The 14,430-nt window shown below is 68.0% G+C and carries 12 protein-coding genes; 2 read left to right on the top strand and 10 right to left on the bottom strand.

Features of this window, described 5'->3' with window-relative positions:
• Window positions 1-58 precede the first annotated feature (58 nt).
• The 5 genes from ACQ4L4_RS16665 to ACQ4L4_RS16645 all read right to left on the bottom strand — a co-directional run bounded on the left by ACQ4L4_RS16665 (window position 59) and on the right by ACQ4L4_RS16645 (window position 5,047).
• Window positions 59-760: a biotin-independent malonate decarboxylase subunit gamma gene (locus ACQ4L4_RS16665; protein WP_431100047.1), complete on the bottom strand. Its 702-nt coding sequence runs from the start codon at window positions 758-760 to the stop codon at window positions 59-61.
• A 148-nt stretch (window positions 761-908) separates the two neighbouring features.
• Entirely contained in the window at window positions 909-1,922 is a 1,014-nt protein-coding gene (locus ACQ4L4_RS16660) for a biotin-independent malonate decarboxylase subunit beta (RefSeq protein WP_431100046.1), read from the bottom strand.
• The gene (gene mdcC / locus ACQ4L4_RS16655) at window positions 1,919-2,242 is read right to left on the bottom strand and encodes a malonate decarboxylase acyl carrier protein (RefSeq protein WP_431100045.1); all 324 of its coding nucleotides are present in this window, start codon (window positions 2,240-2,242) and stop codon (window positions 1,919-1,921) included. The genes ACQ4L4_RS16660 and mdcC overlap by 4 nt, the downstream gene beginning before the upstream one ends.
• Window positions 2,243-2,264: 22 nt before the next feature.
• Window positions 2,265-3,944 carry a malonate decarboxylase subunit alpha gene (gene mdcA / locus ACQ4L4_RS16650; RefSeq protein WP_431100044.1) on the bottom strand — a complete coding sequence of 560 codons (1,680 nt, stop codon included), beginning with the start codon at window positions 3,942-3,944 and terminating at the stop codon, window positions 2,265-2,267.
• Between the two features lie 188 nt (window positions 3,945-4,132).
• A complete protein-coding gene (locus ACQ4L4_RS16645) occupies window positions 4,133-5,047 on the bottom strand; it encodes a LysR substrate-binding domain-containing protein (protein WP_431100043.1) in 915 nt (304 codons plus the stop codon).
• Between the two features lie 528 nt (window positions 5,048-5,575).
• On the opposite strand from ACQ4L4_RS16645, the gene ACQ4L4_RS16640 reads away from it, so the two are divergent.
• A complete protein-coding gene (locus ACQ4L4_RS16640; RefSeq protein WP_431100042.1) occupies window positions 5,576-6,187 on the top strand; it encodes a hypothetical protein in 612 nt (203 codons plus the stop codon).
• A gap of 1 nt (window position 6,188) precedes the next feature.
• Window positions 6,189-6,755 carry a DUF4411 family protein gene (locus tag ACQ4L4_RS16635; RefSeq protein WP_431100041.1) on the top strand — a complete coding sequence of 189 codons (567 nt, stop codon included), beginning with the start codon at window positions 6,189-6,191 and terminating at the stop codon, window positions 6,753-6,755.
• Between the two features lie 58 nt (window positions 6,756-6,813).
• On the opposite strand, the gene ACQ4L4_RS16630 is transcribed toward ACQ4L4_RS16635, so the two are convergent.
• The 5 genes from ACQ4L4_RS16630 to ACQ4L4_RS16610 all read right to left on the bottom strand — a co-directional run bounded on the left by ACQ4L4_RS16630 (window position 6,814) and on the right by ACQ4L4_RS16610 (window position 14,419).
• Entirely contained in the window at window positions 6,814-10,365 is a 3,552-nt protein-coding gene (locus ACQ4L4_RS16630) for a hypothetical protein (protein WP_431100040.1), read from the bottom strand.
• A 62-nt stretch (window positions 10,366-10,427) separates the two neighbouring features.
• Window positions 10,428-11,723 (bottom strand): hypothetical protein, encoded by a 1,296-nt coding sequence (locus tag ACQ4L4_RS16625; protein WP_431100039.1) that lies wholly within the window; start codon window positions 11,721-11,723, stop codon window positions 10,428-10,430.
• 17 nt (window positions 11,724-11,740) lie between these two features.
• On the bottom strand, window positions 11,741-11,983 hold the full coding sequence (locus ACQ4L4_RS16620) for a hypothetical protein (RefSeq protein ID WP_431100038.1): 243 nt from the start codon (window positions 11,981-11,983) through the stop codon (window positions 11,741-11,743).
• Window positions 11,984-12,119: 136 nt separating this feature from the next.
• Complete coding sequence (locus ACQ4L4_RS16615) at window positions 12,120-12,986, bottom strand: HEAT repeat domain-containing protein (RefSeq protein ID WP_431100037.1); 867 nt, start codon at window positions 12,984-12,986, stop codon at window positions 12,120-12,122.
• Window positions 12,987-13,093: 107 nt separating this feature from the next.
• Window positions 13,094-14,419, bottom strand: a complete 1,326-nt coding sequence (locus ACQ4L4_RS16610; protein WP_431100036.1) for a nitrate/sulfonate/bicarbonate ABC transporter ATP-binding protein — start codon at window positions 14,417-14,419, stop codon at window positions 13,094-13,096.
• Window positions 14,420-14,430: the final 11 nt, after the last annotated feature.

Genomic DNA, 14,430 nt, shown 5'->3' with positions numbered 1-14,430 from the left:
TCGAGGGGGTGTTGCGCGACTTCGAGGTCCAAACGGATTCAAGCGGCGTCAGGCAACATCAGGCGGCGTCGAGCACGCGTTGCATCACGCTGGCGGCGAGCCGTCGACCGCCGCGCTCGGCGCCGTCGACCGCGCGCCGGTCCTCGGTCGGCGCATCGGTCAGCGCTTGTCGCAGCGCGGCCCGCAGGTCGCCGGTCCACAAGCGGCGCACGCCGCCCATCGCCACGTAGTTGTCGACGCCCGGCGCGAAGACCGGGTTCGTCTCGGACAGCGCGGTGAGCATCTCTTCCGGCAGCTTCGTCACGCGCGACATCGCGGGGATGCGCATCACGCGGATCTCGGCCTCCGGCAGCGCGTCGCAGGCGTCGGCGATCAGGCCCGAGGTGATGAAGCCGCCCGACAGTGCCTGGTCGTAGACCAGCCCCAGCACGCGATGCCCGCGGCGGCGCGCCAGGTCGATCGTCATGCCCAGGTGCGCCATCGCGCGGTTGATGCCGAGCAGCTCGTCCCGCCGCCGCAGCTGCTGGCCCTGCGTGTCGATCAGCAGCAGGATCGGCCGGCCGGGATGCCGGGTCAGCGTGTCCAGCACGACGCGCGTCTGCGCCAGCGCGAGCTTCACGCCGATCGCCGCATGGCCCGTCGTGCCCACGATGGTCAGCGGCTCGCCGTCGAACTCCACGGTGCCGTGCAGGAAATCGCCGTCCAGGGTCAGGCCGCGGTCCGATCCGAACAGCGTCGTCGCCAAGGTGTTCCAGTCCATCTTCGAGTCTCCTACCGGGTTCAGTCGTTCGGCCGATCAGCCTCTTCGCCTTTCGGTCTTTCGGCCTTTAGGCTTTTCAGCCGTTCAGCCGTTCAGCCGTTCAGCCGTTCAGGTGTCCGGGCGCTCGCGACGCGGCCTCACGACCGTTTCAACGGTTCAACGGCCCCGAGGCCGAGGGACGCAGCGGAATGACCTCGGCCACGTCCAGGTCCGGCACGCGCGCTGCCCCCTCGACACCCAGCCGTGTCCACAGCACCTGCGCGTCGTCGCCGTCGACGGCATCGTCGAGCAGCGCCAGGCGGCGCGCCAGCAGGGCGCGCTCCGCTTCCAACGCGTCGAGCGTGACCGGCCGCGATGTCGGCAGCCCGTCCATCGCCGCGATCGCCGCCCGGCGGAAGGCGGCGACGTCGTCCTCGACCAGGGCGTCGCAGTCGCCGCTCAGCCAGCGGTGCTTGCCGCCGGTGGTGCGCCAGACCAGTGCGCGGTCGCGGGCGTCGAACTCCTCCACGCCGTTGGACGCCTCGATGACCTCCGGGCCGGACATCGCGAGCCGGCCCAGGTCGCTCATGACGACGAAGTCCGTGCACCGCGCGACGATGCCCATGCCGCCGAAGCAGCCGTTGGCCGCGCCGATCAGCGCGATCACCGGGATGCCGGCGTCGCGCACGTCCAGCACCGCGCGCATGACCTCGGACACGGCGATCAGGCCGGCGTTGGCCTCGTGCAGCCGCACGCCGCCGGAATCGAGCAGCAGCAGCACGGCGGCGGGGCGGTCGCGCTGGGCGCGGCGCAGCAGGCCGACGAGCTTGGCGCCGTGGACCTCGCCGACGCCGCCGCCCATGAAGGCGCCTTCCTGCGCCGCCACGAAGATCGGCCTGCCGTCGAGCGCGGCCCGTCCGATCGCGACACCGTCGTCGAAGGCCGAGGGCACGCCGAGCTGCGCGAGGTGCGGGCTCATCACGCGCTCCTGCGGCGGCAGCCATTCATGGAAGCTGCCCGGATCGAGCAGCAGCGCCAGCCGCTCGCGCGCCGAGCACTCGGCGTAGGAGAGCGCGTGCGGGTCGGCGTTCACGGCCGTCGCAGCCGGAGCAGCAGTGGGGGTCGCAACCGCTGCCGCGGTTGTGGTGCCGGCGGGGGAAGCGGAATCCGAGGTGATCGTCATGGCTGCAACTCCTGGACCGCCTGATCGAGCCGCAGGCTGACGACTGCCGGGGTGGCACCCATGTCGTTGATGGACACGCGCACGCCGGCCAGATCGTGGCGGCGGTGGAAGTCGTCCAGCACGGCCTGCCAGATCGGCGCGAAGCCACGCGCGGAGGTCTGGACGCGGACCGCGCAGTCGCCGCCGGCTTCCGGCTCGAGCATCACCTCGAGGTTGCCGGAGCCGACCACGCCGACCAGCACCGGCGCGAAGGCGCTCCGGGCCTGCGAGCCGGCGAAGCGGAAGTCCAGGGTCTCGAGACCAGGGGGAACGGGCGTCATGGCATTGCTCTCGTGTTGTCTCTCACCAGTTGCGGAAGCGCTTCGGCGGTCGGTACAGGCCGCCGGAGGCGCGCACCAGGTCGCGCATGCCGCGCGCGGCGAGCAGGTTGCGGGTGGCGTCGCGCGGATCGATGCCGAGGTCCTCGGGGCGCTTGATCACGCCGCGGTCGCGCAGGTTCTCCACGGCGCGGCGATCGCGCCCCAGGCCGACGGCCGTGTAGCCGGCGACGCCGCGGATCGCCTGCTCGCGCTCCTCATCGCAGCGGCACAGCAGCAGGTTGGCGATGCCCTCTTCGGTGAGGACGTGCGTCACATCGTCGCCGTAGATCATGATCGGCGGCAGGTCCATGGCGGCCTGGCGCTGCAGCTCCCACGCGTCGAGGTGTTCGACGAAGGCGGGTTGCATGTGCTCGCGGAAGGTCTCGACCATCTGCACGACCAGCTTGCGTCCGCGCGGCGTCGCGGCGGCGCCGGTCAGATGACCGCGCGCCTCTTCGCCCGCCTTCAGCCAGGCGGGGCTGGCGTGACGGCGGCCGCGCGCGTCGGCGCCCATGTTGGGCGCGCCGCCGAAGCCGGCGATGCGGCCGAGCGTCGCCGTCGAGCTGTTGCCCATCAGGTCCATCTGCAGCGTCGAGCCGATGAACAGGTCGCAGGCGTAGTGGCCCGCCGCCTGGCTGAACGCGCGGTTGCTGCGCAGGCTGCCGTCGGGGCCGGTGAAGAAGATGTCGGAGCGGGCGCGGATGTAGTCCTCCATGCCGAGCTCGGAGCCGAACGAGTGGATGGACTCGACCCACCCCGCCTCGATCGCCGGGATCAGCGCCGGATGCGGGTTCAGCGCCCAGTGGCGGCAGATCTTTCCCTTCAGCCCCAGCGACTCGCCGTAGGTCGGCAGCAGCAGCTCGATCGCCGCCGTGTCGAAGCCGATGCCGTGGTTGAGGCGCTGCACGCCGTATTCCGCGTAGATGCCCTTGATGGCCATCATGGCCATCAGCACCTGGATCTCGCTGATCTGCGCCGGGTCGCGGGTGAACAGCGGCTCGATGAAGTTGGGTGTCGGCGCGCGCACGACGAAGTCGACCCAGTCCGCGGGCACGTCGACGCGGGGCAGGGCGGTGCCCTCGGGCAGCAGCTCGTTGACCTGCGCGATGACGATGCCGCCGGAGAACGCGGTCGCCTCGACGATCGCGGGCGTGTCCTCGGTGTTGGGGCCGGTGTAGAGGTTGCCCTGCGCGTCCGCGGCGTGTGCGGCGATCAGCGAGACCTTGGGCGTCAGGTCGACGAAGTAGCGCGCGAACAGCTCAAGGTAGGTGTGGATCGCGCCGATCTTCAGGCGTCCTGCGGACAGCAGCTTCGCGAGCCGCGCGCCTTGCGGCCCGGAGAAGCTGAAGTCGAGCAGGCTGGCGATGCCGCGTTCGAAGACGTCCAGGTGCTCCGGCAGCGCGAGCACGGACTGGACCATGTGCAGGTCGTGGATGCGCGCCGGATCGAGCCGCACCAGCGCCTTCGCCAGGAAGTCGGCCTGCTTCTGGTTGTTGCCCTCGAGGCAGACGCGGTCGCCGGGCTTGAGCACGGCGTGGAGCAGCTCGACGATGGCGTCGGTGTCGGCGTGCTTGCCGGCCAGGCGCGAGCCGAGTGCTTCGCGGGCCGCGGCGAGCCGGGCGGCGCGGTCGCGGGCCTTGGTGTCCATGGGAGTGCGGTCCATGGAGACGGAAGTTACGGGCGTGGCGACGCCCGATCAATCAACCGGCGTGCGGGACGATTACGGGGAGCGGAACGGTTGCCGGCCGGGCGCCACGCTGCTGGCGAGCCGGCGGCGAGGGGATACCCGGAGATGTCCGGAGACCTCCGGAGATCTCTGGACATCGCCGGGCGAGGCGGGGGGCGTCCGGCTCAGTGCCCGCCGAGCTTCAGCGTCCGGCTGGCGGCCAGCAGGGCGAGCAGGTTGGGATCGCGCTCGCGGGTGCGCAGGAAGCACAGCGCGATGGTCTGGCGGACGGCGTAGCGCTCCTGGAGCGGGATGAGCCGCACGCTGGGCGGCAGCACGCCGCGCACGCGCCCGGGCAGCAGCGTGCAGCCGATGCCGCCGCCGACCAGGTTCATCAGCGAGAAGATGTCGTTGGTCTTCATGACGATCTGCGGCTCGAACCCGGCGATGCGGAAGGCGTCGACGAAGCGGCTGTAGGTGACGAAGCCTTCCTGCAGGCTGACGAAACGTTCCTCGGCGCAGTCGCGCAGGTCGATGCTCTCGAGGTCGGCGTAGGGGGACTGGGCGGGGGCGGCGAAGAAGACGTCGTCCTCGAAGAGGGCGTGGGTCTCGAACTCCGGCGCGGCCTCGGGCAGGCCCATGACGGCGGCGTCGATGGTGCCGTCGCGCAGGCGCTGGGTGAGGTCGGAGTTGGACCCGAGGATGAGTTCGGCCTGCACGTCGGGCTTGCGCGCCTTGAGCGCCATGATCATCGACGGCACGGTGCCGCTGGTCAGCGAGTACAGCGAGCCGATGCGGATGCGCTCGGCGCCGTAGCCGGCGATGGCGCGGGTGGCGTTGATGCCTTCGTCCATGCGCTGGAGGATCTCGCGGGCGACGTCGGCGAGCACGTGGGCGGCGTCGGTGGGCTGCAGGTTGCGGCCCTCGAGCCGGAACAGCGCGCACCGCGTGCCGGCCTCCAGCGAATGCAGCGCGCGGTGCACGCTGACGGCGCTCGTGCCCAGCCGCTCCGCGGCGCGCGCGAGGCTGCCGCTCTCCAGGAACGTGATCAGGATCTCGAGCTTGCGGAAGGTGATCTCTTCGCTGATGCGGGGGAGCATGGGCGCGACGTTGGGAGTCGGAGGAAGCGTCCATTGTGCGGGCAGCGAATGCAGGGTGCAGATTCGCGTGAGAGCGAAGAGCCCGCGATCGCCTGACGGCGATCAACAGTCTCTGCGGCGAACGCCGCGAGCGCCGTGGTGGCTGACGGATTCCAGGGATCTGGCATCACTCAAATCGCGCATCGATGCAGGCGTACCGACCTTCATCTGCCGTGGGTGTTGCACGCGCATCTACCAACGAATTGAGGATCGCGTTGCGTGGCGTTGCGCAGTGCAATGAGCCCATGCAAAACATTCAAGAGACGGGCCCACTGCTGCGGACGGCCCAGGCATCCATCGGCGCTCCGCGGCCCATGATGTTCGAACCGGCGCGCGAATTTCCGCGGTCGCTACGGACGCAATCTCGCGGCCACGCTGCGCCGTTGCGAACGCCGACAGGAGTGGTACCGGGACTATCTCCTGGAGGACGGCGCGGATCCCATTGCCTTCGTGGGTGGTGGGACGGTTGGCGGCAAGGTGGATCGAATCGTGTGGATCTTTCGATCCGTCCTGGGGCGCTCTGGGCGGTCCCTCCGCGGCCCGGTCGCACGAGGCGATCTGTTCGACGCGATGGTCGATATGGCGGAAGCTGCTGGGATCCTCGTGATGGTGGACGAGTCCATCTCTCGCGATCTGCCCGCGCACCTGGCCGTCGAGCTGGACATCGACTTCCGCGGCATCACGCTGGCCGACGACCTGGCGCCTGTCATCTTCATCAACAGCACGCTCGGTGAGCAGGACCGTCTCCGGTGCCTGGTGCAACACCTTGCCCTGTTGTGGCTCGGGATCTCGGGCGTCAGCGGCGAGCACGCCGGGACCGCGACGTCTTGTCCCGTAGCGCGCTGGTGCGATGCAATGGCCAGCGAGGCGATCGGACCGTTGACCCGTCTCGCGCACGAACGCGCACTGGTGCTAGACAAACCGCCTGCAGCGGACGCTTGCATGCAAGCCATGGCGCGGGCTAGTCGCCGGTTCTCCCGGGCGGTGGTGGACCACACGATGAGCAGCAAGACCCGATTCACTGACGCCTTCCGGCTGCTGGACATTCCCAACAGCGACATGTTCATGGCCATCGGCCGCTCTCTGGAAAACAGGATCTGACATGGCCTACCTGCTCGATGCCAATGCGCTACTTGAGGCGAAGAACGTCCATTACGGGATGGATTTCTGCCCTGCCTTCTGGCGATGGCTGACGGTCAGCCATGCGGATGGTCAGGTCTTCAGCATCACCCAAGTGCGGGATGAACTTCTCGAAGACGTCATCCGTCCGTGGGTGAACGCGCAATCGTCCGGCTTCTTTCTCTCGGAAGACCTGCTCGTCGAGGAGAAGGCGGACCGGATCGTGGAATGGCTCGACAGGCAGTCCTTACTCGACGCCGTGATCCTCGAGTTCGTGGATTCCGCGGACATGTACCTGGTCGCCCATGCCCTCGCGCATGGGCACACGGTCGTGACCCGGGAGAAGCCTGCTGCCGAATCGAAGAAGAAGCTCAAGATCAAGATCCCGGATGTGTGCACGGTCTTCGGCGTGCGCTGCATCGAGCCGCACGTGATGCTGCGCGAGCTCCAAGCCCGCTTCGTGCTCGGCCCGATCCACGAGCCGTACGAAGGCGCGAATCTCGCCAAGGTCGATACGACGCAGCCATCGACGGCGGCGCTTGGCGGATGACGTGGCCTGGCGATGTCGTGCGTCGCGCTTCTGTCGTCGGCCGGATTCCCCGCGGCGCTTAGGTCCGGTTCTTGACCGCGAAATGCGTGACCACGTCGCACTTCATGACCTGGCCGGAGTCCGTCTTGGGCATGCGCGCCAGTTCCTGCAATCTTGCCTGCTTCGCATCCTCCGACTCCTCCTCTCCCGGCTTGCAAGCTTTTTCAGGAGGCCAACGCATCACTTCGTAGGAGGAGATCATGCTGGAGATCTGCGTCCAGATTTCCTTGGGGATCGAGGTCAGGCCGCGGAAGCAGTTGCCGAGGATGTCGGGCTTTCCGTCGGCATCATTCGCTTTCCAGATCACTGTGTAGTCGAGTCGACCTGTTCGGGAATAGATGCGTTCGACGCATTGGCTCTCGACCGCCCAATCGAAGAGCCTTTCCTCCCAATCGGCCTTGCGGGGAGCCTGGTCGGGAATGCTTCCGGCATCACAACGGTCCAGGGGAGGAATGAACATCGACTGGATGTCCATGCCCGTGGATTCGCCGGGCTTGATGCCGAAGATCTCCCGCACTTTTCCCCATGCTTCCTCCTGCGTATGGAACCAAGTGAAGAGGATGAGATCCTCCCATGCGCTCGACGTCAGCAGTGCAAAGCCGACCATTTCCTTGCGATTGCACTTCAGGCGATGGGCCACTTCGACCCACTGCCACCGGTGCTTGAGCCGGATCAGGGACAGCCGCCCCCAATGTGCCTTGCCGTATTCCTCGATCGCGCCGGCCAGTTCCCGACCCGCGAGCTGCAGGACCATGCGAGGCTTGACAAGTCGACGGATGAAACGCGAGGAGGACGCATCGGAGCCCCGGTCCCGGTCCTGTCCTGCGTGGCCGGCATGGAAGTCCCGTTCGATGGGTGTCACCCCTTTCGCGTAGGTCAGATATTGGTAGTCGCCCAACAGATGCGCGAAGGCGTGGCGGATATCGGGCGGCGTCTTCAGATAGTGCGGCGGCTCGACGGACTGCGCCTCATTGCGGTGCCCCTGGCAGGCGCTTTCCCATTGGGCCCTGACTGCGGCGAGCCCCGCCATGTAGGGCGACGCCGGACCGTCGGCCGCGCGCGGCGTCCGGGCGATTTCGTCCGGTCGGATCACGCCGAGCGACAGGGTGCCGACGAGCGCCTCGCCAAGCGCCGCCTCATGACGGGACGTTGCGGCGACGGAGGATCGATCGCTTGATGGCCGGCCCCAACACGTCGGGTTCCGGCTTGCCGCCTCCGCCTGGAGCCGGTCGGCGTCCTTCCTGGCCCGCCGCCCCTGACGACGGAAGTAGGCATGCAGACGTCGCATGGCGGCATCGACCAGGCGATCAACTTCGTCGCGACAGGCGATCAGCAGCGAATCTTCCGGCGTCGGCAGATTGGTCGCCTCACGCCGACGCACACGCTCCGCAGATTTGGGATCCTGCCAGAGCGACATGCGTTCATCGCGCGATAGGCGGATCTGTTGGAAGGGCGCCCGGAAGGGGTCTAGCGCGGCGTTGCGCCTGCTTGCGGCCGTTGCCGCTTCGCGGATGTCGTCGATGCCCTGCGCATCAGGGTCGACCGCGATTGCATCGGCGAGCGCCTGGGACGTTTTCCTCTGCGCCTCGGCAGCCGTCAGCTTCTCGGTCAGCCGCTCGGCGAGCAGGTCGTACAGGGACATGCGAAGTCGGCTGGCCTCCAGCGCCACCCGGAACGCGGCGCTGCCGTCATGGCGCATCCAGTTGGCATATCGCGTGCTCCAGTTTTCGATCCGCATCAGGAACGACGGCGCCATGTCGTGACGGCGCCGCGTCTGCATGCCGGAAGCATCGTGTTCAGGCTTGGTCAGCTCTACGGCGATGTCTGCGGCGACCTGCCATCGGATGTCCGCCGGAAGTGTTTCGAGCCGAGCATTCGTCGCCAGCGAGAACTCCCCGGCGCAGCCTCGCATGTACTTCTCCCTGTAGGCGTTCACCAAGGCCACCAGGCCCCGGCGCTCACCCTGCAGATGACTGCCGGAGGCGAGGCTGTAGGTCGAGCAGATCGGCGTGCGCTCCAGCAGGCGGCGGAAGGCGGGAGCGAGGCATCGCATGGTCGTTTCCCGCACCCATTGGTTGAGCTCCCAGCGATAGTCCCAGAGCGCTTCATGTCTGGCCGAGGTGCCGTCGCGATGGTGAGCCTGGTGACCGCTGCCGTGATAGGCCGAAAGCAAGCGCCTGATCGCGAAGATCCACGCCGCATCTGGATCGGCGGGGCTTCCCGGATTCCGCGTCCCGGATCCGGCGGGCTTCGGTCCCACGCCGGTCTCTTTTGACGCAGCCGAATCCGCCAGCGCCAGCAGATCACTGGCGATCAGCAGCCGGGCTTCCCAGAAGAAGGCGACGTCTTCGCGAGGATGGGGTTCCGGATACTTGCGCCGCACGAAAGTGCCGAGGCTGTCCAGCTCGTGAAGGGCGTCGCGGTCCAGGTTGTAGTGATCGAAATTGTCTTCCCCGGAAAGGCCGACCAGTTGCAGCGTGAGCGCGGTGAGATAGGCCCGACCCCCCAGAGCGATCGCGACGGCATCCGCCCAGATCTCCTCGGTGAAATGATCCCAGAAATTCTCGTAGCTGACGGGCGCGCCGACGTCCGGGAAACTCGCCAGTCGCAGCGACAGCACCGCACGTTCGCGTGCGTCGAGGAAACCATGCCTGTCGGCGTCCGGCGTCGGACGATCGAAGGCGCTGTTGGAGACGGCGATGTGCGCGCACTCGTGATACAGCAACGGCAGCAGTATGGGGAGTTCGAGATAGAAGTAGGCGCTGCGCACCGTCGCGAAACGGTGTTCGGCGAACTGCGCCTCCCCGGCGGTCCCGGCCGCCGCCGTCTTCAGCCCGACCTTGAACAGTTGCGCCATGCTGGTGGGCTGATGCGTCCAGGTGTGCGTCAGGGAGAGGTCTTGCGTCAGCGTCCTGCTTTCAAGACCGACACCGCCCCCCAGGGTCGCGGCGAGAAGTCGATGCGACTCCCAGTTCACGTGCCGGCTGTACTCCGAAAGGAAAGCGCCGTAGAGAGCGGAGTTCCACCTTCGCAGCAGAATGGGCGTGGGGAGTTTTCCAGGCTGGTTCTCCAGCATCTGGATGAGCTTCTCGTGTGCGTGTTCCAGCTGGGTCGTGTAGTGCTTGCAGACTTCCGTGAGGAAATAACCCCGTGTCTGCACGTACCAGAACAGGTGGTCGGAGACAGCGCGAATCGGCACCTTCGAGGTCTGGCTCTCCGCAGTCGGCCCATCGTGTGGGAATTCGCCACGCAATGTGGCCTCGACGGTTCGACGATAGGCGTGCTCATGCGTGCGTTGATTGGCGTCGAGCGCAATGATCAGGCCGCCCAGGAGCGTCCAGAGGCTGAGGAAGGCACGATCGCGCACCGTGGCCTCGTAGTAGCGAGGGCTGCGTTTGGCTTCGCAGCAGATCGTGCGGGAGAAGCCGCGGACCTCGTTGCGCGCCGGCGCATACGCGATGATCGAGTCCAGCAGGTCGGGGTCCGCCGTCAGACCGATCACCGTGTCCTGCAGATGCGCGCACTCTTCGATCAGCGTGTTGAAGCGTGAGTTGGCATCCGAGTACAGCATCCAGAGGATCTGGAGCAGAGGGATGTCGTCCGGATCCCGATTCGACTGATGAGGGGCTGCCGTCATTTGATCAAGGTCAGGACCGTCAGGTAGATGATCAGCATGAAGCTGAGCGTGATCTCGAGGATCTTTTCCCCCGGGAGGCCGAGCTGGCGGATCGGGGCCTGCATGTCGCGCAGGTCGACGGGCTCCCAGCGCCCGGACACCAGATCGCGTTCGGAGTAGCGCAGTACCGGACATCCCTGGAACGGCACCTTGGCCGTGAGCCGTTCCCACTCGGCCAGATGTGCGGTGAGACCCCGATGGAGCAGCAGGAAAGCGCCGGTCCAGAGCACGCCGAGCCCGGCCATCAGCAATGGAAACTGGGTACGCGCTTCAGCGGGCACGGCGCCCAGCGCGGGGAGCCAGGTGGCGAGCGAGAGCAGGATGAAATACAGGCCGAGCATCCATTCATGCTGCTTGTAGGTGAAGCCGAGGGCGCGCGCGTTGGAAGCCCCGTGTTCCTGCACCATCAGGCCCAGGCCAAGGCGCGCGATGCACCAGTAACCGGCCATCGCTGCTGTCGGGCCGGAGGCGCCGAAGACCGTGCCTGCATGCGTGACATGGATCGAGGTCATCGGCAGCGGTGCCGAGCGCCGGGCTTTCATGCAGTCACGCCAGCGCAACGGCGGGTCGGTCCGACTCAGGACGAAACGGCCATAGAAGCGGTCATAGGTCTGCTCGCTCAGGAAGCGGATGGCGTACACCTGCTTGTCGCGGGAACGCGCAAGAAACGGTTCGATGGACGGCATCGGCTCATGCGGGCGTAATGCGACGACGAAGACTTCGAGCAGGTGGGGCCGCAGCATCTTGCCCGCGATCACCGCCAGGACCAGGAGGACCGGCGTGCCGAGCAGCAGCAGTCGTGTGATTCGGATGCTTGCGGTGGACAGGGGCTCCGGCGTCGGGGTGCAGGCGACGCATGAGGCGACCGGCGCGGCGCTCGCGGGCGCGACTGCGCGAACCGGCGAGCTTGCCTGTACGGGCGTCGCCGGCGCACGAGATGCGGGCAGCAGGGAGATGAGTGCCGTTCCTGCGACCTCGGCCGGTGGTCGCTGGCGGTCGCTCGTCTCCCACATCCATGCGACGGCGACCAGGGCCAGCAGCAGGACGCCGGTGATGCCCAATGTCAGGCGATGGGTATTCCGGTTGATTCGATATCGGCTGGTGTGGATACGGCACCAGGTGGCGATCAGCGTCGGCAGGCCGGGGCATCGCAACTGCATGACCAGGACATTCTTCGGGCCGCAGGGCATCACCTGCCCGGCGAGCGTGTACTCCTTCATGCGCTGCCGGACGGACAGGGAGAGCCGGAACATGGCGGTCCCCGTGGTCGTCAACCCAGATGGCCGAGTCGCTTGCGCTTGGCCATGCTCACCGACTGGGTCTCGGTGGCGTAATGGCGGGCGGGCTGTTCGAGCGGGAATGGCGGATGCGCTTCGATGGCTTCGATGCGTTGTTGCTGGCGATCCAGCTTGGACGCCAGTTCCTTGAGGTGGCTCTCGAGATGGCGGACCGTCTCGGCCAGCCGATCGAGGTGGCGGGAGAGGGCGGCGGCGTCGGTGTGATCGACCATCATGGACCTGTGGATGCGGTGGAGTCGTCCATGCTTGCTGTGAGGACCTCCGGCCGTCATCATCAGAATTGATCAGAACCCCTCGCTTGAACGGCGCGGCCAACCCGGATCCGTTCGGGCTGGCGGAGTACCGTCGGGCTCAGTGACCGGGGCTGGATGGCGGGGAGGCCGCCGGAGCCGGGCCGGTGCACGCCGCGATCGCATCCTCACACCGCGTCCGCCAGGTCGCCGGGACCGGGTCGTCCTTCACCTGCGCCTTGAGCGCCTGGAGCGGCCCCTCCAGCCGTGGATCCGCCAGTTCTTCCGCCGCATCCAGTTCATAGAGGTGGCACTCGGGCGTCAGCAGACCGATCAGCCGTTCGACGATCCCCTCGTCCCGCCGCCGTGCCAGCCCGACCAGCGCTTCGCCGCGCACATCGATGTCCGGATCGTCCAGGTTCCTGCGCAGCGCCGCGCGGATCGCGGGCGTGTCGTCCATGCGCAGCGAGCCCAGCCCGAAAGTCGCCCAGTCCCGCACCTCGGCGGACGGATCCGTCGCGAGGCGGATCAGGCCCTCGATCGCCTCCGGCTCCTCATAGGAACCGAGCGCCACCGCGACCTGCCATCGCATCTTGCTGTCCGGGTGGGTCGACAACCGGAGCAGGCCCTGAACGCTCGCGCCATGCGGCCGTTGCCCGAGGCCGGCGACAGCGGCACGGACCACGTCGTGATGCGGATCGGCCAAGCCTCGCAGCAGGAGCTGCTGCGTCTCCTGCTCGGCGAAGAGGACGTCGCGGCCGTGCTCCCGCCGCATCAGCTGCGCGGCGATCGAAAGCCCGACCGCGCGCCGGCGAACGCGCGGGCTCTCGCACAGCGCCTCGATGCGGGTCAGCAGCGTTGGAGATCCTCTCCGCTGCAGGACCTCGACCGCACGCCATCCGTCCTGCGCATGCCAATGCCGCAGCGCGTGACGCAGCAGACGTTCGACGCTGAAGGACTTCAACCGGTGGCGGGCGAGGCGTTTCATCGCAGCGTGACTCGAAGACGCGATGCCCGACTCTACCTACAACGGTCGGTCGACCTTCGGACTGATCTGTCATCGGTCCAGCGGAGGTGGCAATGCTGAAGCCTCGTTCAGCGCGTCGCTGTTTCCTCATCCCCCGTCGGCAACCGCAGCGCCCCGGTGTTGTAGTCGTACTCGAACACCTCGCCGTGCCGCGCCCAGGTCACCGCCGTCTGCAGCACCGCGTCCGCCTCGGTGTCGTCGAGGTGCTCGCTCAGCAGTCTCAGCACCGGCTTGTCCGGCATCACGCCGCTGGGCTCCTGCTCCAGGCTGTGCCGGATGTGCGCGATCAGCGGCACATGGACGAGCAGCTGCTGACCGAAGAGGTCCCGACGCAGCCCATGCGCGCCTTCCACGTAGCGCCGCCCCAGCGGCGTCAGCTGCAGGTCGCCGCTGTCGAGCTGCGCCAGCCCCAGCAGCGCCAGCGCGTGCGCGACCGGCAGCAGCTCGGAGTCCGGCAGCCCCGCTTCCTCGCACAGCTGCGGCAGGTCCGCGCGGCCGTCGAAGGGCGGCTCGGCCAGCAGCTCCAGCAGGCCGTCCATCCGCGCCACGTCCGCCGCCGGCAGGCGCTCGGCCAGCGGCGCCGGCGCCGTGGCGGCGTCCACCGTGCCCGCCGCGCGCGACGGCCTCGCCGCGCCCGCGGTCATCAGCGCATAGACCTCGTCGATCAGCGCGCGCACGTCGGCGCTCTCGGGATCGCGCGGCCGCGGCAGCTGCACCGACAGCTGGCAACGGATCCGCCCCGGATCGCTCGCGAAGATCAGCACGCGGTCGGCCATCATCACGGCCTCCTCGATGTTGTGCGACACCACCAGCATCGCCCGCGTCGGCATGTGACCGCCGTCCCAGAGCTCGAGGATGTCCTCGCGCAGCCGCTCGCCGGTCAGCACGTCCAGTGCCGAGAACGCCTCGTCCATCAGCAGCACGTCCGGCTCGGTCACCAGCGCCCGCGCGATGCCGACCCGCTGCCGCATCCCGCCCGACAGCTCGCGCGGCAACGCGCCCTCGAAGCCGCTCAGGCCGATCAGCGCGATCGCCGCCTCGGCCTTGGCCTCGCGCGCGGCCTTGGCCACGCCGCGGGCCTCCAGCCCGATCTCGACGTTCTGCTGCACCGTCAGCCACGGGAACAGCGCGAAGGACTGGAACACCATGCTGATGCCGCGCGCCGGTCCCGACAGCGGCTGCCCGCGATATCGCACCTGGCCCGCGTCGGCCGGCACCAGCCCGGCCATGATCCGCAGCAGCGTGCTCTTGCCCGAGCCCGACTGCCCGAGCAGCGCGACGATCTCGCCCTCGCGCAGGTTGAAATCGACGTCCGCCAGCACGGGACGCGGATGGCCGTCGGCCGAGCGGAAGCGCTTGCCCACGCCGTGGAGTTCGATGATGGATGCGGTCATGCCGGTCTCCT

The sequence above is a fragment of the Roseateles noduli genome (assembly GCF_050626985.1).
Taxonomy (GTDB): domain Bacteria; phylum Pseudomonadota; class Gammaproteobacteria; order Burkholderiales; family Burkholderiaceae_C; genus Roseateles; species Roseateles noduli_A.
The sequence above is the reverse complement of the archived record's forward strand: the minus strand, read 5'-3'. Positions and strand labels throughout refer to the sequence as shown.